Origin of the sequence: Pseudoalteromonas sp. ASV78 (assembly GCF_047806705.1) — a bacterium.
GTDB classification, from domain to species: Bacteria; Pseudomonadota; Gammaproteobacteria; order Enterobacterales; family Alteromonadaceae; genus Pseudoalteromonas; species Pseudoalteromonas prydzensis_A.
This window is the reverse complement of sequence record NZ_JBLOPA010000001.1, coordinates 3230638-3257210: the sequence shown is the minus strand read 5'-3', so window position 1 is coordinate 3257210 and position 26573 is coordinate 3230638. Positions and strand designations below refer to the sequence as shown.

General features: G+C 42.6%; 26 protein-coding genes. 12 read left to right on the top strand and 14 right to left on the bottom strand.

Features of this window, described 5'->3' with window-relative positions; genetic code table 11:
• Positions 1-126 precede the first annotated feature (126 nt).
• On the top strand, positions 127-780 hold the full coding sequence (locus tag ACMVDV_RS14755) for an endonuclease (protein ID WP_416158634.1): 654 nt from the start codon (positions 127-129) through the stop codon (positions 778-780).
• 37 nt (positions 781-817) lie between these two features.
• On the opposite strand, the gene hmpA is transcribed toward ACMVDV_RS14755, so the two are convergent.
• Together hmpA and ACMVDV_RS14745 are read right to left on the bottom strand one after the other, a co-directional pair.
• A complete protein-coding gene (hmpA, locus tag ACMVDV_RS14750) occupies positions 818-1999 on the bottom strand; it encodes an NO-inducible flavohemoprotein (RefSeq protein WP_416158633.1) in 1182 nt (393 codons plus the stop codon).
• A gap of 10 nt (positions 2000-2009) precedes the next feature.
• On the bottom strand, positions 2010-3242 hold the full coding sequence (locus ACMVDV_RS14745) for an NnrS family protein (RefSeq protein ID WP_416158632.1): 1233 nt from the start codon (positions 3240-3242) through the stop codon (positions 2010-2012).
• 166 nt (positions 3243-3408) lie between these two features.
• Between ACMVDV_RS14745 and norR the strand changes: the two genes are divergently transcribed.
• Entirely contained in the window at positions 3409-4977 is a 1569-nt protein-coding gene (norR, locus tag ACMVDV_RS14740) for a nitric oxide reductase transcriptional regulator NorR (RefSeq protein ID WP_416158631.1), read from the top strand.
• Between the two features lie 221 nt (positions 4978-5198).
• Entirely contained in the window at positions 5199-6125 is a 927-nt protein-coding gene (gene rsgA / locus ACMVDV_RS14735; protein WP_416158630.1) for a ribosome small subunit-dependent GTPase A, read from the top strand.
• Between the two features lie 166 nt (positions 6126-6291).
• On the opposite strand, the gene ACMVDV_RS14730 is transcribed toward rsgA, so the two are convergent.
• Positions 6292-6519, bottom strand: a complete 228-nt coding sequence (locus ACMVDV_RS14730; RefSeq protein ID WP_416158629.1) for a hypothetical protein — start codon at positions 6517-6519, stop codon at positions 6292-6294.
• Positions 6519-7415: a LysR family transcriptional regulator gene (locus ACMVDV_RS14725; RefSeq protein ID WP_416158628.1), complete on the bottom strand. Its 897-nt coding sequence runs from the start codon at positions 7413-7415 to the stop codon at positions 6519-6521. Before ACMVDV_RS14725 ends, ACMVDV_RS14730 begins: the two co-directional genes overlap by 1 nt.
• 125 nt (positions 7416-7540) lie before the next feature.
• Between ACMVDV_RS14725 and ACMVDV_RS14720 the strand changes: the two genes are divergently transcribed.
• Complete coding sequence (locus ACMVDV_RS14720; protein WP_304183008.1) at positions 7541-8110, top strand: NADPH-dependent FMN reductase; 570 nt, start codon at positions 7541-7543, stop codon at positions 8108-8110.
• Between the two features lie 16 nt (positions 8111-8126).
• Here ACMVDV_RS14720 and ACMVDV_RS14715 read toward each other — a convergent pair whose 3' ends face one another.
• On the bottom strand, positions 8127-8570 hold the full coding sequence (locus ACMVDV_RS14715; protein WP_304183005.1) for a TerB family tellurite resistance protein: 444 nt from the start codon (positions 8568-8570) through the stop codon (positions 8127-8129).
• A 96-nt stretch (positions 8571-8666) separates the two neighbouring features.
• On the opposite strand from ACMVDV_RS14715, the gene ACMVDV_RS14710 reads away from it, so the two are divergent.
• Positions 8667-9038, top strand: a complete 372-nt coding sequence (locus ACMVDV_RS14710; protein WP_416158627.1) for a hypothetical protein — start codon at positions 8667-8669, stop codon at positions 9036-9038.
• A gap of 11 nt (positions 9039-9049) precedes the next feature.
• Here ACMVDV_RS14710 and ACMVDV_RS14705 read toward each other — a convergent pair whose 3' ends face one another.
• The 6 genes from ACMVDV_RS14705 to fabR form a co-directional block, all read right to left on the bottom strand.
• Positions 9050-9643, bottom strand: a complete 594-nt coding sequence (locus tag ACMVDV_RS14705; RefSeq protein WP_416158626.1) for a hypothetical protein — start codon at positions 9641-9643, stop codon at positions 9050-9052.
• Between the two features lie 168 nt (positions 9644-9811).
• Positions 9812-10411, bottom strand: coding sequence for a 3-isopropylmalate dehydratase small subunit (gene leuD, locus ACMVDV_RS14700; protein ID WP_416158625.1), 600 nt, complete (start codon positions 10409-10411; stop codon positions 9812-9814).
• Positions 10411-11811, bottom strand: a complete 1401-nt coding sequence (gene leuC / locus ACMVDV_RS14695; RefSeq protein ID WP_304182997.1) for a 3-isopropylmalate dehydratase large subunit — start codon at positions 11809-11811, stop codon at positions 10411-10413. The genes leuD and leuC overlap by 1 nt, the downstream gene beginning before the upstream one ends.
• 75 nt (positions 11812-11886) lie before the next feature.
• Entirely contained in the window at positions 11887-12963 is a 1077-nt protein-coding gene (gene leuB / locus ACMVDV_RS14690) for a 3-isopropylmalate dehydrogenase (RefSeq protein ID WP_416158624.1), read from the bottom strand.
• Positions 12960-14513, bottom strand: coding sequence for a 2-isopropylmalate synthase (gene leuA / locus ACMVDV_RS14685; protein WP_145242424.1), 1554 nt, complete (start codon positions 14511-14513; stop codon positions 12960-12962). Before leuA ends, leuB begins: the two co-directional genes overlap by 4 nt.
• A 383-nt stretch (positions 14514-14896) precedes the next feature.
• Positions 14897-15514: an HTH-type transcriptional repressor FabR gene (gene fabR, locus ACMVDV_RS14680; protein WP_149980408.1), complete on the bottom strand. Its 618-nt coding sequence runs from the start codon at positions 15512-15514 to the stop codon at positions 14897-14899.
• Positions 15515-15640: 126 nt separating this feature from the next.
• On the opposite strand from fabR, the gene ACMVDV_RS14675 reads away from it, so the two are divergent.
• Together ACMVDV_RS14675 and sthA are read left to right on the top strand one after the other, a co-directional pair.
• Positions 15641-16774, top strand: a complete 1134-nt coding sequence (locus ACMVDV_RS14675; RefSeq protein ID WP_416158623.1) for an acyl-CoA desaturase — start codon at positions 15641-15643, stop codon at positions 16772-16774.
• A gap of 13 nt (positions 16775-16787) precedes the next feature.
• A complete protein-coding gene (gene sthA / locus ACMVDV_RS14670; RefSeq protein WP_304182992.1) occupies positions 16788-18215 on the top strand; it encodes a Si-specific NAD(P)(+) transhydrogenase in 1428 nt (475 codons plus the stop codon).
• A gap of 75 nt (positions 18216-18290) precedes the next feature.
• On the opposite strand, the gene hemE is transcribed toward sthA, so the two are convergent.
• Positions 18291-19355, bottom strand: a complete 1065-nt coding sequence (gene hemE / locus ACMVDV_RS14665) for a uroporphyrinogen decarboxylase (protein ID WP_416158622.1) — start codon at positions 19353-19355, stop codon at positions 18291-18293.
• 496 nt (positions 19356-19851) lie between these two features.
• Between hemE and rsd the strand changes: the two genes are divergently transcribed.
• Complete coding sequence (rsd, locus tag ACMVDV_RS14660; protein WP_304182988.1) at positions 19852-20319, top strand: sigma D regulator; 468 nt, start codon at positions 19852-19854, stop codon at positions 20317-20319.
• 467 nt (positions 20320-20786) lie between these two features.
• Here rsd and fkpA read toward each other — a convergent pair whose 3' ends face one another.
• Positions 20787-21539, bottom strand: a complete 753-nt coding sequence (gene fkpA / locus ACMVDV_RS14655) for an FKBP-type peptidyl-prolyl cis-trans isomerase (protein ID WP_416158621.1) — start codon at positions 21537-21539, stop codon at positions 20787-20789.
• A 201-nt stretch (positions 21540-21740) separates the two neighbouring features.
• Between fkpA and ACMVDV_RS14650 the strand changes: the two genes are divergently transcribed.
• Positions 21741-22730 (top strand): WD40 repeat domain-containing protein, encoded by a 990-nt coding sequence (locus tag ACMVDV_RS14650; RefSeq protein ID WP_416158620.1) that lies wholly within the window; start codon positions 21741-21743, stop codon positions 22728-22730.
• On the top strand, positions 22727-22942 hold the full coding sequence (locus tag ACMVDV_RS14645; protein ID WP_182719570.1) for a SlyX family protein: 216 nt from the start codon (positions 22727-22729) through the stop codon (positions 22940-22942). The genes ACMVDV_RS14650 and ACMVDV_RS14645 overlap by 4 nt, the downstream gene beginning before the upstream one ends.
• Positions 22943-22954: 12 nt before the next feature.
• Here the strand turns inward: ACMVDV_RS14645 and ACMVDV_RS14640 are convergent, their stop codons facing one another.
• On the bottom strand, positions 22955-23158 hold the full coding sequence (locus ACMVDV_RS14640) for a YheV family putative zinc ribbon protein (RefSeq protein WP_029216159.1): 204 nt from the start codon (positions 23156-23158) through the stop codon (positions 22955-22957).
• Positions 23159-23306: 148 nt separating this feature from the next.
• Between ACMVDV_RS14640 and abc-f the strand changes: the two genes are divergently transcribed.
• Both abc-f and ACMVDV_RS14630 read left to right on the top strand, forming a co-directional pair.
• Positions 23307-25229: a ribosomal protection-like ABC-F family protein gene (gene abc-f / locus ACMVDV_RS14635; RefSeq protein ID WP_416158619.1), complete on the top strand. Its 1923-nt coding sequence runs from the start codon at positions 23307-23309 to the stop codon at positions 25227-25229.
• Positions 25216-25629: a TIGR02444 family protein gene (locus tag ACMVDV_RS14630; RefSeq protein ID WP_416158618.1), complete on the top strand. Its 414-nt coding sequence runs from the start codon at positions 25216-25218 to the stop codon at positions 25627-25629. Before abc-f ends, ACMVDV_RS14630 begins: the two co-directional genes overlap by 14 nt.
• Positions 25630-26573 lie beyond the last annotated feature (944 nt).

The following is a 26573-nucleotide window of genomic DNA, read 5'->3' as shown; positions in this document are numbered from 1 at the left end:
AGGCATGACGATTGCTTGGTCTGTTATGTCATTGCATTTTTATCAACATACACCGTTCAACTGATTTACCTCGTTGAATAATCACTCTAAAATAGCGCTTCCTGTTGTACACTAAAGTGATTGGATATGCCGCATTTTATTCTTGCGCTAGTTTTTGTTTGCCTGAGTTTTAACCTCTACGCGGAGCAATTTACTAGCTTCTCAAGCGCCAAAAAACACCTTATAAAAACCTTACCCAGCGATGCTAAAAGTATTTACTGTGGCTGCGATATAAAGCGCCAAGGCAAAAAACTGGTGCCCGACCCGAATGCGTGCGGTTATGTACCTCGTAATGCCATAACACGCTCAGGCAAGCCCAACGCCCGTGCCGTTCGGATTGAATGGGAACATATAGTGCCGGCCTGGGAATTTGGCCACCAACTGCAATGTTGGCAAAATGGCGGCCGAAAAAACTGCATTAAAACCAGTGCACAGTTTCGTAAAATGGAAGCCGATATTAATAATTTGGCTCCAGCAATTGGTGAGATAAATGCCGACCGCTCTAACTATCGTTTTGGCATGATTACAGGCAACGCAAGCCAATATGGCAGTTGCCAAGTAAAAGTCGATTTTAAACAGCGAGTAATAGAACCGCCCTTTTATGCCCGCAAGCGCATTGCCGATGCTTATTTTTATATGCAAAAAACCTACGGTTTAAAAATATCCGACAAACAGCAAAAATTATTTACCGCATGGCAAAACCAAGCTTTGGCAGCGCAACAGAGCAACACCGTTCTCTAAAATATCAAAGGCGCATGTCGCGCCTTGTTACTGCGCGCTAAATAGCTTGATGTGGGCCAAATACCTCATAATGAATGCGTGTGGCATCTACCCCAAGGGCAATTAATTGCTGTTTAATTGCAGCCATAAAGCCCGTTGGGCCACAAATATAAAAATCACCTTGTGTGAGCGGTAATTGCTCTGCAACACGCTTTACATCCATCAAACCAATAAAGTCAGCGCCCTCACCACCGTGATTCAACCAGGTATAATGATTTAATCGTGAGTGTGCAGCGGCTTGGGCAAATAAAAAGTCACTAAATGAACGCTGTTGTTGATTCTCACATGCATGTAAATAAGTCACAGGTTGATTTGATTGATCGCTCAATAATGTTTGCAACATTGCTAGCATCGGCGTTTGCCCAACCCCAGCAGAAATTAACACCACTGGCTTATTGTTCGCGCGTAAAAAGAAGTCTCCTGCTGGCGGGTAAAGCTCAATGACACAACCTTCATCCAGTGTATGCAAATAATTAGACACAATCCCCGCAGCTGGCTGTACTTCTTTTTTCACACTAATACGGTAGTTCTCGCCGTTGCTTTGCTGGGAAATTGAATACTGACGAATTTCATTATATTGTGCATCTTCGGGTTTCACCTTAATGCCTAAATATTGACCAGGTTTATGCGCTATCACGGCTTCGCCATCAACAGGAACTAAGGTAAAACTGGTTACTAGTTCAGATTCACGGTGTTTTTTAGCAATCACAAACTCACGAGTACCCGCCCAACCACCATGATTATTTTTACTGTGCTCATATAAGGCCGCCTCTTCAGTAATACAAATATCAGCAAGTAGTGCGTATGCCTCACGCCATGCGTATTCAACTTCGGCTGTAAATTGTTCAGGAAGTAGCTCTTTTAAGGTGCCAATTAGGTGGCCTCCAACAATTGGATAATGCTCAGGTAAAATATGCATACTGGTATGCTTATGATTAATACGTGCCAGCGCTGTTTTTAACACCGCTAAATTATCAATATTTTGCGCATAGGCGGCCAGCGCATTAAACAGTGCAAATTGCTGACGGCCACTGCGCTGGTTAGTCATATTAAAAATATCTTGCAGCTCAGGGTTATGGCTAAACATGCGATTATAAAAATGCTCGGTAACTACGGTGCCCGCTTGCGCTAATAACGGCACGGTACTTTTAACGATTTCAATCGTTTTATCAGATAACATACAACTTCCTTTAACCACGACGCCCATCAACACGACGCCGCGTTAAAATAGGAATACAGTGGAGTAAGAACAACGAAAATGCCACGATCCACAGCACAGCGCTCAGCTGCCATGCAATGTGTGGCCCAATAACAACAGGTAATAACGAACGAATAATTGCCGCAACAAGCACTAAAGCAAACGCCACAGCGATAAAATGAGGAATCGTTAAAGGGCGGCCAGTATGACCATGAGATACCCGCGTCATCATGGCTAAAATCATCATACCAATCGTGCCTATAGTGATCATATGCAGCGCATCTTTAAACAAGATAATGGGGCTATAAAAACTTAGCGCGAGTAATGCCAAGCCAAACCCTAATGCCAAATATGAAAAATGCAGCGACCATAATAATGGCACCTTGAGCACTGCACTGCGCCACCATACCAATGAACGACTAAAATGCAGCACAGCAACTAGACCCAGCGCCCAACCTGGTTTCACTGTTGGTATGAATAACTGGCTGATAAAGTAAAGTACAACGGCAAATATTGAGCTATAAAGTAGTACTTTATCTAACCGTGGAGTACGCACTTGTTCAGTTAAACCAAGGCCTCGCGCAGTAAAAAACGGTAATACGCGCCCAGCCACTACACCAACAAATAAGGTCATTACCAACACCGCGGTATCGACCACGGCCAATGCAAGCAACATATTTTGTTCAATAACTAACCATAAATAAATCATATTCAGTACGCACAGCGCACTTAGCATCGGCAAAAATTGATAGTTATTTTTGTTACTGGCTTTAAACAACATATTAGCCAACGCCATAATGGCGCCTAACCACCAAAGCAATTGGAGCAATAACAGCGCATATAAATTAAAGTTTTCAATGCCCGTGCCAGTTATAAAAAATGCCCCACGCGCAGCTAGCCACAGCAGTGTAAGTAACATCAATTTACTACCACTGATACTCGCAACCCCGGTCCAAGTTTGTGCTGCTGTTAATAAAAACCCTACCGCGACTGCGCCTGCAAAACCAAACATCATTTCATGGGCATGCCAAAGCGTTGCCGGTATAGCTAATTGCCAACTTGCATGACCAGTTAAGATCAATAACCAGTAACCAATAGATAAAACAGCCAACATACCCGCCGCTAAAAAATAAGGCCGAAATGCCAACATCCATAACGGCCATTGACTCACTTGATAGAAATGCACTTGCTCGGACATTGGCTCGGTTACATTGATTGGTCGCATTAGCTTATTAAACTCACCTATTGAATCGTTATAGTCTGCTATTGCACAGACCAAGCCAATATTTAAATAGCATAAAATTCAATAGATTAACTATTTAACGTTTGACAAATAAGTCTTTATGACTCAGCATCAAAAAGACAAATAAACACGCTTGAGTCATTTTGACATGATAGATAATCAAAGCTTATTGAATACTGCCGTTACGCTTGCTCAAGTGAATACTCAAGCACAGCCTTTTCAGCAACTTATAGATTGCATTCAACAACTGATCCCAAGTGACGCGATTGCATTACTGACCCTGCAAGGCGATGTATTAAAGCCACAAGCAATTCATGGCCTGATGCCCGATACCTTGGGGCGGCGCTTTGCGATTAATGAGCACCCTCGGTTGCACGCTATTTGTAATGCCAAACAACCGTTGCAGTTTGCTCACGATTGCCCAATTCCAGATCCTTATGATGGCCTACTATCGAGCAAAACGGGTGATATTCCTGTCCATGCTTGCTTAGGGATACCGCTACTTAATAGCGCTAATAGTTTGCTTGGGGTGATCACTCTAGACAGCCTTGATGCCAATGCATTCGATAACTTAAATCTAGCTGACTTAGCACAACTAAGTTTACTTTGTGCTGCACATTTACAGACCACCTTACAATTACAGCAATATCAAAACCACGCGCAACATAGCAACGCTTTAGTACAAGAGCTAAACCGTGCAGCGCTTACCCGCAATGGTGTAGAGATCATTGGCCACAGCCCTGCGATACAAACACTCAAAAATGACATCAAACTCGTTGCAGCTTCTGAGTTTAGTGTGTTGATCCAAGGAGACACTGGGGTCGGTAAGGAGCTAGTGGCACGTAATATCCACTTACATTCAAAGCGCAGCGAAATGCCACTAATTCACTTAAATTGTGCCTCATTACCAGAAAACCTCGCCGAAAGTGAGTTTTTTGGCCACGCCAAAGGAGCCTTCACCGGCGCCCATAATGCACGTCAAGGCAAGTTTCAGCTGGCAGATGGTGGCACGCTGTTTTTAGATGAAATAGGCGAACTACCACTGGCTATGCAAAGTAAATTATTACGGGTATTGCAAAGTGGTGAAATTCAAACCGTGGGCGAAGATGAAGTAAAGTACGTTGATGTACGGGTTATTGCTGCAACTAACCGCAATTTAAAAAATGAAGTAGCCGAAGGACGCTTTCGCGCCGATTTATATCATCGCTTAAGTGTTTATCCGCTCAACGTTGCGCCACTTAAACAACGTGAAAATGATGTTATTTTACTGGCAGGCTACTTTGTAGAACAAACCGCCCGCAAGCTGGCTATCAAACAATTAAAACTCAGTGTTGAAACACAACTACTACTCACCCAGTACAATTGGCCAGGTAACGTACGCGAGCTTGAACATGTGATCAGCCGTGCTGCATTAAAAGCCAAGCAAAGTCAGTGGCAGCAAGCAATAATTACTATTGAACCAGTACATTGTGAGCTTAACCTCAGTACCAGTAACCCTGTATCAGTCGCAATTTCAACTGCCGATAACGATAAGATAAATAGCCAAAATCTCTCGCTCAAACAAGCAACGGATACATTTACACAGCATTTAATCAGCCAACAGCTAGAACAACATGAATTTAATTGGGCTGCAACTGCACGCACTTTACAGGTTGATCGAGCAAACCTAGTCAGGCTCGCTAAGCGTTTGGGGATTGCAGTCAAAAAGTCATTTTAATGCTTAATTTAGCTGCAATTCAGCTAAACTCGCATATACTGCGGTATAGCTAATTATAGATAACAACTAACTGGAGATATTTGATGATTGTAATAACCACCCTTGCTGGGCATGTTAACTCTTAATTATTAAGACTTGCCCGGCCATTAGCCGGGGCTGCTGTTTTACACAACATTAAACAGCGAACCCCTGTATTTTTACTCTTTGGAGTATGGGGTTTTATGAATACTCATTTAAATTTAAGCCAACTAGGTTGGCGCACGTTTTTTCAACAACAAGTAACATTAGACGAACTAGAAACCACCTTAATTGCCCGTGTTATAGCGTATCATCGCGATCACTTTATTGCACAAGCAGAAAACGGTTGCCATAAGGTACAACATCATTCAACCCAAAGTCCGCTTACGGTGGGTGATTGGTTATTGCTAAAACAACACGAGCAACACTGGCTTTACTATCGGCTGCTTGAGCGGCTCACGGTACTCAGCCGTAAGGGAGCAGGTAGTAAATTAACAGAGCAATTAATTGCCGCAAATATTGATACTTTGTTTATTGTCAGCTCTCATAACAAAGACTTTAATTTAAGCCGTTTTGAGCGTTATTTAGCACTGGCGCATCAAAGTGGTTGTACGCCTGTAGTGGTACTTACCAAACGCGATCAGTGCGAAAAACCTGAGCAACATTTAGCACCGTTAGCTGAGCTAGATCGGCATTTAATTGTGCTATCTGTTAACGCGTTAGATAATCTTAGTATTGAGCAGTTGCGCCCTTGGTGTAGTTCAGGTCAAACGGTAGCATTTGTTGGCTCCTCGGGAGTGGGTAAATCAAGTTTAGTGAATGGTTTATCTGAACTACCCGTGGCTACAACCGCAGGGATCCGTGAAGACGACAGCAAGGGGCGTCACACCACCACACACAGGGCATTGCATGTACTTGAAGGTGGCGCATTGTTACTGGATACACCGGGTGTTCGCGAATTACAACTTGCCGATTGTCAGCACGGTGTCGAGTTAGCTTTTAGTGAAATTAGTGAACTTACTGAACAATGCCGTTTTGCCGATTGCTACCACCAGCAAGAGCCTAGCTGTAAAGTACAACAGGCATTGCAACAAGGTAGATTGCTACCACCAGCAAGAGCCTGGCTGTAAAGTACAACAGGCATTGCAACAAGGTAGATTGACGCAGCGGCGATTAGATAACTATCACAAACTGCTCAAAGAGCAACAGCATAATGCTCGCAGCCTAGCTCAATTACGTAGCCACGATAGAAACTTAGGTCGGTTTTATCGTAACGTACAAAAAGACATGCGTAATTTAAAGGGCCGTTAAATCACTTTCATTTGGCGCTACACAGGGCGTGGCTAAACATTGTTTGGCCACGCTGTTCGCTTCTGGCGGGAAATACACGATAACTTCACAATGCAAACCATATTTCGTGATATAACGCACAAATAGCCGCAGATTAGCACCAGCACTGTGCTTTATTTGATTCAGCTCTGGGCCTGCCAACATCGCATCACCAAGGTTTTTGTAATGCCACATCAACCTAACTTATGCTCTTTAAAGTACGCTTTTAATAGCTGACTAAATGCTTGCACTTTCGCGGTACGGTGTACTAAATGATGCGTCACTAACCATAAGTCCGTAGGCCAGCTTAAGTCGCTTGCCAGTACCGGTACTAAGTCAGGGTATTGCGCAGCGACGTCATGCTGCATCCCGCCAATTCCCAAGCCTTTAACAATCGCACGGGTGGCCTCTGAGGTTTCAGACACCCGTAATTTCACTTGTTCTGTAGGAATATTTTCATCAACCCACGCGAAATAAGGTACTTTGCCATTGTAGCCGGCCACTCCAGAAACAAAGTTATGCAGTGGTAATTGCTTTAACGTTTTTGGCATTCCGTATTTTTCAATATAACGTTTTGACGCATAAAACCCTGACGACAAGTGCGCTAGATGTTGGGCGATGTAATCACCCTCATCAGGACGAGGACCCGCGCGTACTGCAATATGTGCTTGGCCATGATCAAGGCGTAAACGTTTTTGATCTAAAATGACTTCCAGCTGCACCTGTGGATGTAAGCTTTGAAACTGTTCACACACATCACTTAGTACATCTATAAAACCACTGACCGTCGTAAGCAACAAACTACCACGTAAAGTACTATCTGCGGCAATAATATCGTTGTGTAAGCGCTCAAGCTCACTATTAATAGACTGTGCTGCTGTAAAGAGTTTAGCGCCAATCTCAGTGACCTTATACCCCCGAGCGTGGCGATGAAATAAACGCGCATTTAAGCTTTGTTCTAAATTATTAATCCGCCTAAGTACCGTGCTGTGATGGACATTGAGCTTTTCAGCCGCTGCGGTTAACGTACCCAACCGCGCAACTTCATAGGCTACTTTTACGTCTTGCCAGTCATCAAATTGAATCGCCATACTTATCCTTAATCTTCAGTGTGCGTATATGCACATAAGTTTTGCGTTTATTTGGCTTTTCTGCAAGTAAATATTTGCTAAAGTACGTAACAGACAAACTAACTAGATTAATTAAGGCGAACACCATGACTGCACCAAAAATTATTGCCTTAGCAGGCAGCTTACGTAAAGACAGCTTTAACCAAAAATTGATCAATGAAGCAGCCCGCTTTGCATTAGAAAGCGGTGCGGAAGTAGAAGTGATCAAACTGGCCGATTTAGACTTACCCATGTTTGACGAAGACATTGAAGCGCAAGGCACACCCGTTGGTGCACAGCTGCTAAAAGACAAACTTCGCGCTGCTGATGGTATTTTACTGGCAAGCCCTGAATACAACGGTTCAATCACCGCGGTACTTAAAAATGCCATTGATTGGGCATCACGTACAGAGCAAGGTGCTGTACCTGCATTTCGTAACAAGGTTACAGCGTTATATGCCTCATCACCGGGTGGACTAGGTGGATTGCGTGGCTTAAACCATGTACGTGATATTTTATCCGGTATTGGCAGCCTAGTATTGGCAGATCAACTTGCCGTACCTGCGATTCATACTGTACTGGATGAAACAGGCCGCATTAGCGACCCTGTAACTGCCGAGAAAGTAGCTGGTCTTGCCCAGCAACTCGTCAGTGTTACTAGCAAACTCAATAAGTAAGCGGTTACGCCACTGACTAAAGCTTTGTCGCTGCTAATTTAGCGGCGATAAAGTCTTCATGAGTTACATACAATAAACTGGCTACGCGGCGGATCACATATTCTTCTTGCGGATCAAGCTCGCCATCGGCATAGGCTAAACGCCACAGCAGTTCGATAATTTCAATACGTTGCTCAGCACTACATTGGGCATTAATTTGTTTAGAGAACTGAAAGTAATCAATCGCTTCATCCAAACTGCTACCAGCTTGCTCTGTTAATTGTGCAACGTCTTCTTCGCTTAAATTAAAATACTTTTTTAAAGTTAACGTTAACGTCTGGAGTTCATCTGCTTGTTGCTCACTATCGGCACGCATTACCTCAATCAATAATGCTGCTATCGCCGTTTTCAGATCATGCTCTTGCATCATTGATGGCTGTTCATTAAATGACGAAAAAAGCTGTTTAATTTGTTTGAACATCACATTTTCCCTTTTTGGGTGTTAGACTTACAGCATAACTTGATGCACCACTGTAGTTAAATTGCGTGCTCAATACAATAATGGAGCTAAAGGTTTATGAAAGGAAAGGTGGCAAATTGCTTGATAATTATAGGAACGCTAGCGCTGTTAGTGGGCTGTAATGTCGCGTTGGCTGAAAAAGGTGCAACCGAAAAGCTCTATGACTTTGATGAAAAAGTACATTATTACCAAACAAAATTAGACGCAAATAACTACCATTTAGAAATTCAATCTGACGACTATCAACACTTTAAAAATCAAAGCGTGTTTTTACTACGCCATGCTAACCGCCTATGCCGCGGTAACCCGTTTATGTTAAAAGTGACTGACGGCGTACAAGAGTACGATCGTTTCCCAACCAAACCCCGTAAATATCAGCCACCTTTAACGGTATTACTGCAATGTGAGACAGAACCCACAAAAGATTAGTCTTTGCTTTTTTAATCTTTATAGCCCCAAGGTGCAGCCGGTGGTGTAATTGCTTTGGTTAAATCAAAATCCACACGGAACTCACGACCTTGGCGAATTAAACGGTAAGTAAACGTTTCAGGGTAAATATACATTTGCCACGTATTACCCATTGATTGTGGAATACCTTGGCTGACAAACAACTCTTTTGAATATTGATCGGCTGGAAACGATTGTACGCTAGCAAAACCCGCGTCAACCGTGTGGCCGCCATACATAGTCGAGATATCATCAGTACCATCTTGATGACGATGATCATGCTTTAAACTCAAACCACTGCCGGTTTTAGTAACGATCCAGGTACGCGATGCATCATCACCGACATGAAACGGCACTTGTAATTCGCTATCAGTGCATTTACGAACATGCATGACTAATTTTTTACCGGCAAACGAACTTGGTCCAGTGGCATTATCAACCGTTACAGTTCCTTCATACGCTTTACCGCAGTGGGCGGCAATATTATCAAAAAAGCCATCATGGCTTGGAATAGATACCAAAGGCGCAGGGCGTGCAAATGCCGCCGTAGAGGCCAGTATTAGCGTCGCCGCAGTTAATAATTTCATAGCAAGTTCCAAAAAATATAAAAGAGCAGCTTAGCGTGTAAATAAATACAAAGGAAGTAATCACGGTGAATAGGCCATAAGGTGCGAGTTAGCGAGGAGAAAGATTAGCAAGTGATATACCAAAACGCGGCCTGAGCCGCGTTTCATTGTTTAATAACTTTTAAACCTTTACTGCCAAGGTCTAGCTGCGGCTAATTGCTTTTCAAAAGCATCAATTTGCGGGTTTAGCGTTTCGGTCACGCCGATAAAATCTAAGCCGCTTAATAAACGCTCTTTTACGTCTTTGCGAATATCAAAACTAATTGGTGCAAACTTGTTACTGGTAAGTAGCTGATTTTCAAGATCGATGTCGATATGAATATCGTCGTGTTGCTCGCTCAGTACAAATAACTCTTCCAATGTTTGCGCGGGTAGTGCAATCGCTAGCATCTGGTTATTGCCGCAGTTATTAAAGAATATATCGGCAAAGCTTTCCGCCAAAATTACTTCAAAGCCATATTGCTTAAGCGCCCATGGTGCATGTTCACGTGATGAGCCACAGCCAAAGTTATCACGGGTTAGTAATATTTGCGCGCCTTGGTAACATGGGCGGTTTAAAATAAACGCAGGGTTTGGCTCGCCGTTATCTAAATAGCGCCAATCATAAAACAATGCAGCATCAAAGCCATCACGGCTGGTTGAAGTTAAAAACTGCTTGGGAATGATTTGGTCGGTATCGACGTTGTTTTTATCAAGCGGGGCCATTAAGCCACTAAAAAAAATGCTCATTAGGCTTCTCCTCTAATATCAACAAAGCGACCATGAATAGCTGCCGCTGCGGCCATTGCAGGACTCACTAAATGGGTGCGACCACCACGGCCTTGGCGGCCTTCAAAGTTACGATTTGACGTAGATGCACAGCGCTTGCCTGCACCTAAGCGATCATCGTTCATCGCTAAACACATTGAACAACCCGGTTCTCGCCATTCAAAACCCGCCGCTTTGAAAATATCGGCTAAGCCTTCATCTTCGGCTTGTTTTTTTACCAAGCCAGAGCCAGGTACGATTAACGCTTCTACACCGGCGGCCACTTTTTTACCTTCAACAATCTGTGCTGCAGCGCGTAAATCTTCAATACGGCTATTGGTACATGAACCGATAAATACCGTGTCTACAGTGGCTGACGATAACTTATCACCGGCTGTTAACCCCATATATTTAAGGGCACTGCGGATCGCATCAGCTTTAATTAAATCAGGCTCTTGATCTGGATCTGGAATGCATTCATCAACACCTATAACTTGCTCAGGGCTAGTGCCCCAAGTAATTTGCGGCTGAATGCTACTAGCTTCTAGTTCAACTTCTAAATCAAACTGCGCGCCTTGGTCAGTTTTTAAGGTTTCCCAGTAGGCAACTGCAGCTTCAAAATCATCGCCTTGTGGGGCAAATGGGCGGCCTTTTAAGTAATCATAAGTGATTTGGTCTGAAGCGATTAAACCCGCTTTAGCGCCCATTTCAATACTCATGTTACACAATGTCATACGCGCTTCCATTGACAGTGCTGCAATGCCTTCACCACAAAACTCGGCCACATAACCTGTACCACCAGCGGTACCTAGCTTACCAATCACCGCCATGATCAAATCTTTGGCTGTAACCGTTGGACGTAGTACACCATTAATTTGAATTTTTAATGACTTGGCTTTTTTCTGTTGTAGCGTTTGTGTCGCTAGTACGTGCTCAACCTCAGACGTACCAATACCGTGTGCCAGTGCACCAAATGCACCGTGGGTTGAAGTATGGCTATCACCACAAACAATGGTAGTACCCGGTAAAGTAATCCCTTGCTCAGGCCCCATTACATGCACTATGCCTTGGTTAATTGAGTTTAGATCGTAAAGTACAATACCAAACTCTTTACAGTTGGCATCAAGCGCCATCAATTGGTTTTTTGATACTTCACTAGCGGCATCTAATGAACGGCTTTTAGTCGATACATTATGATCCATGGTCGCGATGGTTTTTTCAGGGCAACGTACTTTACGGTTTTTCTCTCGCAAGCCAGCAAACGCTTGCGGCGATGTCACTTCGTGTACTAAATGACGGTCAATATAAAGTAAGTCGGTTTGCTCATTAATACTAGCAACTACGTGTGCTTGCCAGATTTTATCGTATAACGTTTGGGCCACTTGCTGATCCCCTAATTTGTTTGACTCGCCGCGTGACGGTGCAGCGAGTGAATAATTGTTTAAATACGTGCCGTTTTATATTCTAGCGACAATCGCAGCGGCAACATCTTGGGTGGTATAACCCGCATTTGGGTAAATATCTGGTGTACCAACACCTGCTTCTACCGCTTCGGCGACTGCTTTTTCTATGCTGCGCGCCGCTTCATCTTGACCTAGTGAATAACGTAGCATTAACGCGGCACTTAAAATTTGCGCGATTGGATTAGCAATCCCTTTCCCTGCGATATCTGGCGCGGAGCCACCCGCAGGTTCGTACAAACCAAAGCCAGATTGGTTTAAGCTTGCCGATGGTAATAAGCCCATAGATCCAGTGATCATCGCGCATTCGTCAGATAAAATATCACCAAATAGGTTATCGCACAGCAATACATCAAACTGACTAGGCTGTTTAACTAACTGCATCGCCGCATTATCAACATAAATATAATCAAGGCTTACTTCTGGAAAGTCTTTGCTTACCTCTGTAACCACTTCACGCCATAATACGCTTGATGCCAATACGTTAGCTTTATCAACCGAGGTAACATGGTTATTACGTAATTTTGCTGCTTCAAAAGCAAAACGCGCAATACGTTCAATTTCTTTACGTGAATAGGTTTGCGTATCGAAAGCGGTTTCATCAGCCCCTTCACCACTGCGGCCTTTGTCACCAAAGTAAATGCCGCCAGTTAATTCACGCACACATAAAATATCAAAGCCTTGTGCACTGATATCAGCGCGTAGTGGCGATGCAGCGCTCAGTGCTGGTAATAGTTGCGCTGGGCGTAAGTTACAAAACAAACCAAAGTGTTTGCGCAGTGGTAAAAGTGATGCACGCTCTGGTTGTTCGTTTGGCGGTAAGTTTTCCCACTTAGGGCCACCCACTGAACCAAACAAAATAGCATCAGCACTTTCACAGGCTGCAAGAGTTGGATCGGGTAACGCTTTACCAAATTGATCAATCGCAGCGCCACCAATAGCATGATGATGACGAGTTAAAGTAAAACCAAATTTACTGCTCACAGCATCCAATACTTGCTCTGCTGCTGCCATTACTTCTGGGCCGATACCGTCGCCTGCTAATACTGCAACGCTATAATTTGATTGACTCATCCTGCTTTCCTTTGTTGTTTTAAATCAGACACTTTTTGTGCGCGATAAATTAAGTTATAAACGCGGATCATAGCGCGTACTGACGCTTCAACCACATCCGCGGCAATGCCCGCGCCGTGATAAGGGCGACCATCGTATTTAGCTATTATATTTACTTCACCTAGTGAGCTGGCACCTTCTCCGGTGGCTTCTAGATTAAATTCAATCATTTCAACAGCCATACCCGTTAAACGCTCAATCGCTAAGAATGATGCCTCTACAGGGCCATTACCGGTAGCCGCTTCTTGTTTAGACTCACCATTAATCGTCATACCGATTGTAGAGCTTGCCACTGATTGCGAGTTAGAGGTTGAGTTAACAAACTCTAATTGGTATTTGTCATCTTTATCACTGATCTGATTAAAGTAGATCATCGCTTCTAAATCGTAGTCGTACACTGTACCTTTTTGATCTGCAAGGGTTAAAAAGCTTTCATATAGGCTATCCATATCGTAATCAGATTTTTGATAGCCTAATTCTTCAAGGCGGTGCTCAATAACATGACGACCCGAACGTGAAGTCATATTTAATTGATTATTTGGTACGCCGACGCTTTCTGGTGACATAATTTCATAAGTATTTTGTGCTTTTAATACGCCGTCTTGATGAATACCTGAACTATGAGCAAACGCATTCTCGCCAACAATCGCTTTGTTAGGTTGCACAGGCATATTACAAATTTTTGCTACTTGGCGTGAGGCGCGATAGATTTCTTCACTGCGAATATCGGTATACACTTTTAAGTGGTCTTGGCGCATCTTCATGATCATCGCCACCTCTTCAAGTGAACAGTTACCCGCACGCTCACCAATCCCATTAATAGTACATTCGATTTGCCGTGCACCGGCTTGCACCGCTGCAACAGAATTGGCAACAGCCAAACCTAAATCATTATGACAATGTACACTTAACCGCGCTTTATCAATATTTGGCACGTTATTCATTAAATGGCGGATCATCGCCGCGTATTCGTCTGGTGTTACAAAGCCAACTGTATCCGGTAAATTGATGGTTGATGCACCGGCGTTAATCGCCTGCTCAACAATTTTGCATAAATCCCAATGCGGTGTGCGGCCTGCGTCTTCGCATGAAAATTCCACATCATCAGTATAATTACGGGCAAGCTTGATTGATTTAACCGCCATTGCTGTGGCGTCATCTAAGCTCATGCGCAGTTTGTGTTCTAAATGCAACGGGCTAGTAGCAATAAAAGTATGAATTCGACTTTGCTGTGCTGTGCGAAGTGCTTCGCCACAGGCTTCAATATCTTTAGCAACAGCACGCGCTAAACCACAAATAATTGGGCCTTTCACCTCTGTGGCAATACGTTGCACTGAACGAAAATCGGCAGGGCTCGAAACCGGAAAACCAACTTCCATCACATCCACATTTAGGCGGCTAATAGTATGCGCCAGCTGGATTTTATCTTCTTCAGTCAGGCTCGCTTTAAGTGCTTGCTCACCATCACGTAAGGTGGTGTCGAAAATCCATACTTTATCTTGTTCTTGCATAATCTACCCTTAATTCTCTGCTGCCCTGGATGCGAGATAAAAAAAACCCCGCAATATGCGGGGTTTTTTGTGTTTACTTAATGCAAATACACTAATCCCCGCTCACGTGCACTAGCAGTAAGAGGTTTAGTTTTAATGTAATTAAATGAGTATTTTGCATCGTCTTTACTAAATGTGTGTGTTCAGTGAGGCCTATTTTTAACACTTCAAAACTGTGCATGCAAGCATAATATTTTCTTTAAAGCGAATTAAAAACCCTTAAAAAAGAAATAAAAATCCAAAAATTAAAATTTAAAGCATAAATTAATACAAAAACTTAGTGATTTAAGTTTATTAAACTAGCTACCTCACAGCCTTCGCCTAGATTAACTCTTTGCTATTTTTTACTCTTTATTACCATCTCGCACATAATTGCTAGCGCCACGGGTTATATAGCGTAATTGCCAAATTAAACGTTCGACTAATTCTTCTCGTTGTTGGCCTTCAATATCAAGCGCCTCGGCACCAGCATTAAATACTAAAGTCACCATAGCCTCTGCTTGAATATACGCATGAGTGGCATCACACGGGGTTTCGCTTTCAAGATAATGGGCAAGCTCTAAAATAAAGTGTTTAATTTCACGGGCCACAGCAGCACGAAACGCTTTAGAGGTACCGGAACGTTCCCGCAGTAATAATCTAAATTGATTACTGGAGTTATCAATAAACTCCATAAAAGTAACAATTGAAGTGGTAATGATACTGCCACCACTAGCTATACGGCGACGTGCTTGACGCATCAGTTGACGCAACGTTAAGCCAGCTTCGTCAACCATAGTTAAACCGAGTTCATTCATGTCTTTAAAGTGGCGGTAAAATGAGGTTGGTGCTATACCTGCTTCACGGGCAACTTCACGTAAACTTAAATTAGAAAAACTATGATCGGCGCTCAATTGGTTAAATGCCGCTTCAATTAAAGCTTGTCGTGTTTTTTGTTTCTGTTGCGCGCGAACACCCGACATGAACTACTCCTGATTTAATTTAAATCAATTTATGGTGATTTTTATCTTAATTCTCCAGTCTAATACTTGACGGCAAGAGAATGAAATATTATTTTAGCTTACAAGTGTACGCTCAGATTTTTAAAGATGAAAAAACCACCAATTATTTGGACCAACGTCCTATTTTTTAGTATTACCTTTTTGGCAGCAGCCACATTAGTGCCTTGGTATGGATTTACCCATGGCTTTACCAGCAGCCATTGGCTAGCATTCGTTGCTTGTATGTTTTATGCCGGTATGTCGATTACCGCAGGCTATCATCGTCTTTGGGCACATAAAACCTATGATGCTCACCCAGTGGTTGAGTTTATTTTCGCGTTAGGCGGTGCCTTTGCGCTGCAAAATAGTGCGCTGCATTGGAGTAGCGATCACCGTGTTCATCATGGTCAAGTTGATGATCCAGTAAAAGACCCTTACGCAGCAACCAATGGCTTTTGGTATAGCCATATCGGCTGGATGCTGCGTGATTACCAAGGCGACAGCTATAGTGATTACTCTAATTGCCGTGATTTACAACGCAATAAAATAGTGATGTGGCAACACCGCCATTATATGAAATTAGTATTAGCAACTAATATTGGTATTCCACTTGTACTTGGCTTAATGATTGGTGATGTATTGGGTATGCTGTTATTAGCCGGATTATTGCGCTTAGTATTGAGTCAGCATTTCACCTTCTTTATCAATTCTGTGGCACATATCTGGGGATCTCGTCCTTATACTGAAAAAAATACTGCCCGTGATAACGGGGTTCTAGCCTTATTTACTTATGGCGAGGGTTACCATAACTTTCACCATATTTTTGCCAGTGACTATCGCAATGGCATAAAATGGTTTCATTATGATCCAACAAAATGGATGATCCGCGCTTTTGCGGCTGTTGGTCTTGCTAAAAAATTAAAACGTACGCCGGTTGAACGCATCGAAAAAGCTAAAGCCGAAACGTTAATGAATAGAACGCAAAACCGTTTAGCTAAATTGCCTTTAGCGCAAGATAAGCTTACATTATTGCAGCAAGAGTACGATTTATTGCTGAAAAAGCTACAGCACTATTGCGCACTAAAAAAGCAAGTATTAGAAGTTAAAAAGAATAACATGCTGCAACAATGCGAAAAATCAGCTTTAATGACACAATATCATGAGTTGGAAGCGGCCTGGGAAAACCAAAAACAGGCGTGGCTTGCACTCAATGCGAGGTTATTAAAAGCCTCTTTTAGCTAATGTAGGAGTGGCTGTGGCCAAACAACAAGTAAAGCAAGAACAACCATCATTTCAGTATGATGCAATTATTATAGGCACAGGTCCTGGCGGTGAAGGTACCGCCATGAACCTGTCTAAAAGCAACAAAAAAGTGGCCGTTATCGAACGCCAAGCTGCCGTTGGTGGTGGTTGCGTACATTGGGGTACTATCCCTTCAAAAGCACTACGTCACTCTGTTAGCCGCTATATAGAATACAAAGCAAACCCATTGTTTAATGTCGGTGAGCGCCCTAGTCGGTTAACGTTTCCTGATATTTTGCGCCACGCCAGCTCGGTTATTTCTAAACAATCAAATTTACGCAGTAGCTTTTACGACCGTAACCGCATTCATATGTTTCAAGGTGATGCCAGCTTTGTTGATAAGCACACGATTGAAATTAAACGTCTTGATGGTTCAACCGAACGACTAACTGCTAAAACCATTGTTATTGCTACTGGTTCTCGCCCTTATCGTCCACCTGAAGTCGACTTTACCCATTCACGTATTTACGACAGCGATACTATTTTAGGGCTAGAGCATGACCCTCATCGCGTTTTAATTTATGGCGCTGGGGTAATTGGTTGTGAATACGCTTCTATCTTTAAGGGTTTAGGCGCAAAGGTAGATTTAGTAAATACTCGCGACCGCTTATTAGCTTTTATGGATGCTGAAATCTCAGATGCGTTAAGCTATCACTTTTGGAATAGCGGCATTGTAATTCGTCATAACGAAGAGTTTGACCGCATTGAAACCCGTGATGATTGCGTTGTTATGCATTTAAAATCAGGCAAACGCGTTAAAGCTGACTGTATTTTATTTGCCAATGGTCGCACCGGCAACACTGACGGACTTAACCTTGCAGCGGTTGATTTAAAAGCCGATGGCCGCGGGCAGTTAAAAGTTAATGAAACTTACCAAACTGAGGTCGATAACATTTATGCCGTCGGTGATGTCATTGGCTACCCAAGCCTTGCCAGCGCAGCATTTGACCAAGGCCGCATTGCCGCCGATGCGATTGCATCTGGTAACTGCGATGAAAAGCTAATTATTGATATTCCAGCGGGTATTTATACCATTCCTGAAATGAGCTCTGTGGGTAAAACAGAGCAGCAGTTAACCGCCGCGAAAATCCCTTATGAAGTCGGCAGAGCTCAATTTAAACATTTAGCGCGAGCACAGATTGCCGGTACCGAAGTCGGTAGTTTAAAAATATTATTCCACACTGAAACCAAAGAAGTACTGGGTGTGCATTGTTTTGGCGAGCGTGCCTCGGAAATCGTGCACATTGGCCAAGCCATTATGGAACAAAAAAATGGCGGCAATAATATTGATTACTTTGTAAATACCACTTTTAACTACCCAACCATGGCTGAGGCCTACCGTGTTGCGGCGTTAAATGGTTTGAATCGCTTGTTTAAATAACCATTGATAACGACTAACAAAAAGCCCGCTTAATGTAAGCGGGCTTTTTTAATGTTCACGCATAAAGCAAATTAATTACTTATGATATTGCGCACTTAACTCATGCACTGCGTTGATAAATACGCCAGCGTTCTCAGGGTCTACATCTGGCGTAATACCATGGCCTAAGTTAAATACATGGCCATTACCGGTACCAAAATCTGCAAGAATTGTTGCGACCTCTTGGCGAATACGATCAGGTGTACCATGTAGCATTGACGGATCCATATTGCCTTGCAGTGCCACTTTATCGCCAACACGACGTTTAGCATCGCCAATATTAATAGTCCAATCGAGGCCTACTGCATCACAGCCTGTTGCTGCAATCGCTTCTATCCATTGACCGCCATTTTTAGTAAACAGCGTTACAGGCACTTTACGGCCATCGTATTCACGAATTAAGCCATCTACAATCTTGTGCATGTATTGCAATGAAAACTCGTTGTAATCACGCGGGCTTAATACACCACCCCAAGAGTCAAATATCATCAGAGACTGCGCACCGGCTTTAATTTGGGCATTTAAGTAGTCGATCACTGAATCAGCTAATTTATCGAGCAATAAATGCAATGTTTGCGGCTCTGCAAATGCCATTTTTTTTATTTTACCAAATACCTTGCTGCTACCACCTTCAACCATGTAAGTAGCGAGTGTCCAAGGTGAACCTGAAAAACCAATTAGCGGCACTTCACCTTTCAGCTCACGGCGTATAGTGCTCACAGCATTCATTACATAGCCAAGCTCGTCTGTTGGATCAAGCTTTGGAATCTTTTTCACATCGGCTAACGATGAGATTGGCCGTTCAAATTTAGGACCCTCACCCGTTTCAAAGTACAAGCCTAAACCCATCGCATCAGGGATGGTTAAAATGTCACTAAATAAAATAGCAGCATCTAATGGATAACGACGCAGTGGCTGTAGTGTCACTTCGCACGCTAGCTCAGCATTTTTACACAGGCTCATAAAATCGCCCGCTTGTGCACGTGTTGCACGGTATTCTGGTAAATAGCGCCCTGCTTGGCGCATCATCCATACCGGAGTTACATCAACAGGTTGTTTTTGTAATGCACGTAAATAACGGTCGTTTTTTAATTCGCTCATGCGTAAGAGATCCTAAAGCTGTTATGAAATTGCGCAGATTGTATCACCATATCGCACAGCGCTCTATCGCAATAACAGCAAAACGCGCTTGGATAGATATAGATCATGAGTTTTATTTTTCGCTTAAAAACCAAGCAACAAGCAACAACACAAGCAGTAACATTTGAAATTTTTTATTAATATGTTTGCAACATTGTAAAAAGCTTGGTATAACTTGTCCCGCGTTAACAATAAAAACAATAAAAAATTATATAACAACAAAAATAAAAATCTTCCCATAACAATAAGAAAGCTTGTTTAAACAGGTCATGGAAAAGAAATTAAACCACCATTTATGGTGGTTTTTTCTTGCCTAAAACAATTGCCTTGTAGTAATCATAACTAGCTATATATCAATACATTAATCTTTTATTACTAAATTATTTAAAAAATGTGTTGATCTTTACTGCATATTTCATTGTTATAGAGGAAACCAACCCAGCTAAGGAGAATGATAATGCTGACGCGTTTGGAAAAAGCTCAACAAAAATGGGGTGGTAGCCACACCGTTATCGACAAATGGCTGACAGAACGTCAAGAACTGTTAGTCTTATATTGTCGTATTGCTGGCTTTTCACCGTATGATAAAAAAGACCACGCTTTACCAGATCAATTACAGATCCAAAATTTTTGCCAAATTTTGATGGACTACTTATCTGCTGGGCACTTTGAAGTGTATGACGACATTGCCAAAGCATGTGAGCAAAAAGGCCCTCACAGCCAACAGCTAGCAAGTGAACTTTATCCACGAATTTCAGAAACTACCGATACTGCACTTGATTTTAATGATAAATATGCAGAAGTGGACAAAGAAGATTTACTCAATGATTTTGATGATGACTTATCAAAACTTGGCGAAGCACTTGAGCTGCGCTTTGAGCTAGAAGATGAATTAATCGATAATTTGTATTCTAATCATACCTAGATAAGCCACATTGATGATGTAGCAAGGAGCCCTGCTCCTTGTTTACTTTTTCACTGCTGTTGATTCAAAAATAAATTAAATATTCCTAGCCAAACCAAAAAAAATGAAACTTATATTTCGATAATGTAATGATAGCCTTGTCGGATTGACCGCATGCTTAGCACTTTAAAACTAATGGGTGCACTGGAGGGGTTGTTTTTGGTGACTGTAACGATTGCAGTCCAGGAAATGGCTAGGGCTCATAACACTTGCTGAAATTTTTGCAGATTACATTAAACCGCAGACTATTCCTGCCTACCGAAGCGTGATGATTGGTTATCTCAAACGACCACTTATTTTGCCGATCGGCATCCAAATTAAGCTTAATGCTGATGCCGGTACACTGATTATAAAAGAAGCCGCCTTCAGCTAAAGTTTTAGCAACAAAAAAGGAGCTAATTAGCCCCTTTTCAATCCAGAATAACTAATTACTCTGCAGCAGCTGCCTTCTCTTCGTCTTGAATTTCAAGTAGTTCTACTTCAAAAACAAGCGTTGAGTTAGCTGGAATTTTACCTAAGTCACGATCGCCGTAAGCAAGCTCAGCTGGAATAGTGAACTTGTACTTAGAGCCAACTGGCATAAGTTGTAAACCTTCAGTCCAACCAGCGATCACGCGGTTAAGAGGAAAAGTTGTTGGTTCGTTACGTGAATAAGAGCTGTCGAATTCAGTACCGTCTAATAAAGTACCTTTATAATGCACTTTTACTACATCTGTAGCGACTGGTTTTTCGCCATCACCTTGGGTGATCACTTCATACTGTAGGCCAGATTCAGTTACTGTAACGCCTTCTTTGTTAGCGTTATCTGCTAAGTATTTAACACCTGCAGCTTGGCTCTTTTCAGCTTCAACTTTAGCGTGTGCTTCTTGTTTAGTACGCACTGATGTATCTAATGCAGTTAATACTTCACGAATTTTTTCTTCGTCAATTTTTGCATCACCAGCAAGGGCATCTTCAAAACCACGAATTAATAGTGCTTGGTCAAGCTCAATACCTAGCTCTTTTTTGTCAGCTAAATCTTTATTTAAAAAGTTACCAACAGATGCACCAATACCGTATGCTTGTTGTTGTGCTTCAGTATCAAGCGTTACAGGTGCTTGTTCTTGTTTTGCTTCTTGATTACAAGCTGTTAGCGCAAAAACTGACGCTGCAATCAATGACAATTTAATCGTCTTTTTCATTTTAAATCTCCGACACACTTTGCAGATGTCATTTATTGTATTATTACTAGTTAATGATTAACGGCCCGTGATAGGCTACTTATCTAATTTCTGATTGTAAGCTACCGCTCACTTTCAAGTTATTAGATAAACAACCTTGGCGTCTAACGTGCCCTAGTCTAACCTCTCAATCACTAAGAGTTAAGGGGAAATACCTTTAATATGTCGATATTTCGTACTTTTTTGTATCTTCTGTGCTGCACCTTACTGATTGCCTGCTCAGAACAAAAAGACCAAGCGACTGCAAGCTATGAGCATGCAGCTAGAGGCGCATTTGCCTCAGCGGTATCTCATGATGGCAAATACAGCCTGATCTCATCCATACACCATGGGGTCGCTCTGTGGGATAATCAACAGCAAGCACTAAAATACCAATGGTTTCAGCAGCAAGATCAAGATAGCCTAGTTCATACTGTCGCCATAGCCTATGACAATAGTCATGCTGTCACCGCAGAAAAAACCACCTTTGCCGTCTGGGATATTGCCAGCGGTAAAAATACCGGCTATTACAAAATCAAAACCGCTACCATTCGAGATATCGCAATTAGCAACCAAGGCCGCAGTGTTTTGTATGGCCGCAGCGATGGCGTGGTTGTTTACCTCGAGTTAGAAACCGGTAGGCGCATAGAGTTCCTTGGTCACCAAGAAAAAATTAACGTGGTCGATTTATCCCCTAATGGGCACTTTGCTCTCAGTGGCTCTAACGATTATGCCGCCTACTTTTGGGACACTCGTACAGGGCAAGTGATCCATCGCTTTAATCACCCCACCAGAGTGACTCAAGTGGCACTTGATCCACAAGGTCGCTATGCATTTACCGCAGACAGTATGGCACAAGCACATGTATGGCAGCTGACAACAGGTGATCTTGTTAGTAAACTGCAGTATATTGCCCGCCAGAGAATTTTCACTGCGGTACGCTTTAATGACGCAGGCACATTACTGGCAACAGGCTCACCTAATCGCTTAGTTGATTTATGGCAATTAGCTACGGGTGAACAAATTCAAAGTTGGCGTGTCACCCCGCGCGAAGGCAGCAAACCAAAATCGGCGGTGGTGCTTGATGTCGCTTTTACTGACAACGATACAGGGTTGTTAACCGAAAGCTCCAGTGGGATCGCTGAGCGCTTTACTAGACGAGAAAAAAAATGAACACAATTGAACATCGCTTAACAGAACTTGAAGCCAAAGTGGCCTTTCAAGATGAAACGATTGAAATTTTAAATGACGAAATCAAAGTTCACCAGCAGCTATTAGCAAAAATGAAACGCCAAACAGAGCTACTGGCTGAAAAAATTAAAGAGTCGCAAGCATCGTCGATGATGATGTCAGACACGCCAGAGCCACCGCCGCCACACTATTGATTGCAGCGTCGCTTAATCGCCCGGTTTAAACACGCCAATGACTTGTTCAAATTGGCGTGTTGATGCTTGCACTGCCTGCTCTGGCTGTGCCATTTTATGGCCGCACTGCATGCACTCAACTTTTTCTACATCATGCTCTTTATAAAGCATCATCATATCCATGGTTTTACACTCTGGACAGGTTGCCCCAGCAATAAATCGTTTTTTCTGCTTCACTACGCTTTCTCACAGTTAGATTAGAAAAGAAACTCGCCGCATTTTAACCCAATAACTGCTCAGTTGATACGCTAGCAATTGAAATATAGCCCAGCTTCCGTGCTATGATAGCGCCAAGTTCACACAGGCACAGTAAAGCGCATAATACATGATCCAGATCTCAGAAATTGAATTACTCCGTGGCGGTAAAGCACTACTTAAAGACGCATCGGCAACCTTATTTCCAGAGCACAAAGTTGGCCTCGTTGGTGCAAATGGTTGCGGTAAGTCAACGCTATTTAGCTTATTAAAATCTGAGCTACAGCTTGATGCTGGTAATTGCAGTATTCCTAAAGATTGGTCGATTGCCTCAGTAAAGCAAGAAACGCCAGCGCTTGAGATCAGCGCCATTGATTATGTGTTACAAGGCCACCCAGATTATTACGTATTACGTATTGCGCTACGCGAAGCTGAACAACATAACGATGGCGACATTCAAGCCAAAGTTCATATTCAGTTAGAAAACATTAAAGGCTATAGCATAGAAGCCAAAGCCGGTGAACTGCTGCATGGTTTAGGGTTTGCCAATAACCAAATCGAAAACCCAGTGAGTGATTTTTCCGGTGGCTGGCGCATGCGCTTAAACCTTGCGCAAGCACTTATTCGCGACGCGGACTTATTATTACTGGATGAGCCAACCAACCATTTAGATTTAGATGCCGTGTATTGGCTAGAGCGCTTTTTACGCGCCTACACAGGTACACTGGTATTAATATCGCATGACCGCGAGTTTTTAGACGCGGTAGTTGATCAAATTTGGCATATTGATAAGCAGCTGATCAATGTCTACAAAGGTAATTACTCGCAGTTTGAACGCCAAAAAGCAGAGCGTTTATTACAGCACCAAGCTATGTTTGAAAAACAACAAGAACAAATTGCCCACCTTGAGCAGTTTATTACTCGTTTTAAAGCCAAAGCCAGTAAAGCTAAGCAAGCACAAAGCCGTGTTAAAGCCCTTGAGCGCATGGAAAAACTCGCCCCCGCTCATGCCGACTCACCGTTTGATTTTGAATTTTCCGAGCCAATCGCGCTGCCAAACCCTTTAATGACGCTAGATAAAGCGCAAGCAGGTTATGGCGACACGACAATATTACACAGTATAAAACTTAACTTAGTACCGGGTAGTCGTATCGCCCTACTTGGCCGTAATGGCGCGGGTAAATCTACATTAATCAAATTGCTATCAGGCGAGTTACAACCGCAAGCCGGTGAAGTGTTTCAGCATCAGGGTTTAAATATTGGTTACTTTGCCCAGCACCAATTGGAATCACTCGATTTAAAAGCCAGCGCAGTGACTCATTTACAGCGTTTAAACCCAAAAGCGAGCGAGCAATCACTGCGCGACTTTTTAGGTGGTTTTGCCTTTATTGGCGATAAAGCCCTTGAGCCAGTTGCGCCGTTTTCTGGTGGTGAAAAAGCCCGTCTAGTGTTAGCGATGTTAGTTTATCAAAAACCTAACTTACTGCTACTGGATGAGCCAACCAACCACCTTGATTTAGAAATGCGTCATGCACTGGTTATGGCATTACAAGGCTTTGAAGGCGCGATGGTAACTGTATCCCATGACCGTCACATGCTAAAAAACACCGCCGACGAATATTACTTAGTGGATAACGGTGAAGTAACCCAGTTTGGCTACGACTTAGACGAATACTATCAATGGTTACTTAATGCTAATAAAGAAGCGGCAAAAGCCACTCAAGCTGACGATGAGCCAAAAGCTAATTCGCAAGTCAATCGCAAAGAGCAAAAACGCCTAGAGGCCGAATTTAGAAAAGCCGTGCAACCACTTAAAAAACAAATTGAAAAGCTCGAAAAGCAACTTGATAAACACTCAGCGGAATTAGCTGAAATCGAAGAATATCTAGGCGATAACGAGCTTTATAATGATGACAACAAAGCGAAGTTAAAAGAGCTATTAGCCAAGCAAGCTACGCTCACGCCAAAACTAAACGACATCGAAGAGCAGCTACTCATGGCTCTTGAAGAGCTGGAAGAAAAAGAACAAGCGTTTGCCGATGAACTTGCTTAATAGCGATGACTTTTGGCAGTTTGCATGTCAGCTTTATAGTGAAGGTGATATGCAAGCGCGTCTGTTGGATTATCAAAACCAGCAAGGTAAAAACGTTAACCTGTGCTTGCTACTCTACTATTTAGATTCCCTCAATCTAGCAATTAGCCAAGCACAGCTAAACAAACTTGCACAATCCATTAGTGAACTTGATCAACACGTATTACAACCCCTGCGTGCTACACGCGGCTATTTAAAAGCGAATCAAACCGAAATTGCAGATTATGCTGCAATTCGTAAAGACCTACTCAGCGCCGAGTTAAAGCTAGAAAAGCAACAACAACAGATGTTAATAACCACAATTAATAGCTTTGCTCTAACACCTTGCAGCACGCCAAATAACACATCGTTATATTTGTAAAAGCTCTCATGTAGGTCGTGCTTTAGCGCGACAATCCTAATAACAAAAATAATTCATGGCTAAAGCCATTTCCTACGGGTAACCAAATCTTGTAGGAGCCAGCTTTAGCTGCGAATAAACTTTAAATTCACCCTCATTTACTTCTCATGCTCTTCTCTTTGTGCAAAAAGACCTTTAAATGACTTATTCACAAAGAGGGTGAGAGACGCTGCGCTTTAGAGGAAAGCCAGTAAAAGCTATACTAGCGCTTGTGTAGGTCGTGCTTTAGCGCGTTAATTCTGCGGCTGTAGGCTTGTTGTTATTTTTGGTTCTCAACCTTATACCTATTAATGTTCCTATAACTGCACTTAAAAATGAAATAGGTAGCTCAAAAGCTAAAGTTGGCGGGATATACAACTCTTGCAAAATAAACGAAGTGATCGCAGTGCTAAATAAAAACCCCAACACATAAACCGCACATGCGTATTGCCAATTATGGCTCGAACTTCTGTAAGCCATAACCCCATACATGAACATGGATAAGAAAGCTGAGGGAATTAACTGGATTACGAAAAAGTCTTCAAAGGTTAGTCTCGCAACCCTATTGATAACCAGGGATGTCAAGAAACCTAAAATTACATAAAAAAATGCCATCACTAAAGTGTATTTAACTATCCGCGTAACCCTCAAGATCTCTCCTTACATTACAGTTTTTATAAACAATGCAGTTTACAAGAAAACTGCAAAGACTGGTAACTTCCAATTTTTTTCATCAATGATGGCCCACAAGATCCCCAGAGCTTTGTCTCTTTAACCTTTCCCCTTCTCTAACTTCACTTAGCTTCCTTGATCCAAATCAACATCCGAACCGCCCTTTTTATAATCAACAAAATAGCTTGATCTGGATCATATCAAGCCCTGCCAAGCCAGCCTATGATGAACCCATAGCCATTAGGAGGCATTTA

Coding starts and splice junctions, on each gene's coding strand:
- ACMVDV_RS14710 (WP_416158627.1), top strand. CDS start 8,667: ATGAAAGGAAAGGTGGCAAATTGCTTGATAATTATAGGAACGCTAGCG.
- hmpA (WP_416158633.1), bottom strand. CDS start 1,999: ATGTTATCTGATAAAACGATTGAAATCGTTAAAAGTACCGTGCCGTTA.
- fabR (WP_149980408.1), bottom strand. CDS start 15,514: ATGTCGGGTGTTCGCGCGCAACAGAAACAAAAAACACGACAAGCTTTA.
- ACMVDV_RS14705 (WP_416158626.1), bottom strand. CDS start 9,643: ATGAAATTATTAACTGCGGCGACGCTAATACTGGCCTCTACGGCGGCA.
- ACMVDV_RS14715 (WP_304183005.1), bottom strand. CDS start 8,570: ATGTTCAAACAAATTAAACAGCTTTTTTCGTCATTTAATGAACAGCCA.
- ACMVDV_RS14720 (WP_304183008.1), top strand. CDS start 7,541: ATGACTGCACCAAAAATTATTGCCTTAGCAGGCAGCTTACGTAAAGAC.
- leuA (WP_145242424.1), bottom strand. CDS start 14,513: ATGCAAGAACAAGATAAAGTATGGATTTTCGACACCACCTTACGTGAT.
- norR (WP_416158631.1), top strand. CDS start 3,409: ATGATAGATAATCAAAGCTTATTGAATACTGCCGTTACGCTTGCTCAA.
- ACMVDV_RS14745 (WP_416158632.1), bottom strand. CDS start 3,242: ATGCGACCAATCAATGTAACCGAGCCAATGTCCGAGCAAGTGCATTTC.
- ACMVDV_RS14630 (WP_416158618.1), top strand. CDS start 25,216: ATGAACTTGCTTAATAGCGATGACTTTTGGCAGTTTGCATGTCAGCTT.
- rsd (WP_304182988.1), top strand. CDS start 19,852: ATGCTGACGCGTTTGGAAAAAGCTCAACAAAAATGGGGTGGTAGCCAC.
- ACMVDV_RS14755 (WP_416158634.1), top strand. CDS start 127: ATGCCGCATTTTATTCTTGCGCTAGTTTTTGTTTGCCTGAGTTTTAAC.
- fkpA (WP_416158621.1), bottom strand. CDS start 21,539: ATGAAAAAGACGATTAAATTGTCATTGATTGCAGCGTCAGTTTTTGCG.
- rsgA (WP_416158630.1), top strand. CDS start 5,199: ATGAATACTCATTTAAATTTAAGCCAACTAGGTTGGCGCACGTTTTTT.
- ACMVDV_RS14675 (WP_416158623.1), top strand. CDS start 15,641: ATGAAAAAACCACCAATTATTTGGACCAACGTCCTATTTTTTAGTATT.
- ACMVDV_RS14650 (WP_416158620.1), top strand. CDS start 21,741: ATGTCGATATTTCGTACTTTTTTGTATCTTCTGTGCTGCACCTTACTG.
- hemE (WP_416158622.1), bottom strand. CDS start 19,355: ATGAGCGAATTAAAAAACGACCGTTATTTACGTGCATTACAAAAACAA.
- leuB (WP_416158624.1), bottom strand. CDS start 12,963: ATGAGTCAATCAAATTATAGCGTTGCAGTATTAGCAGGCGACGGTATC.
- ACMVDV_RS14725 (WP_416158628.1), bottom strand. CDS start 7,415: ATGGCGATTCAATTTGATGACTGGCAAGACGTAAAAGTAGCCTATGAA.
- ACMVDV_RS14730 (WP_416158629.1), bottom strand. CDS start 6,519: ATGTGGCATTACAAAAACCTTGGTGATGCGATGTTGGCAGGCCCAGAG.
- leuD (WP_416158625.1), bottom strand. CDS start 10,411: ATGAGCATTTTTTTTAGTGGCTTAATGGCCCCGCTTGATAAAAACAAC.
- abc-f (WP_416158619.1), top strand. CDS start 23,307: ATGATCCAGATCTCAGAAATTGAATTACTCCGTGGCGGTAAAGCACTA.
- ACMVDV_RS14645 (WP_182719570.1), top strand. CDS start 22,727: ATGAACACAATTGAACATCGCTTAACAGAACTTGAAGCCAAAGTGGCC.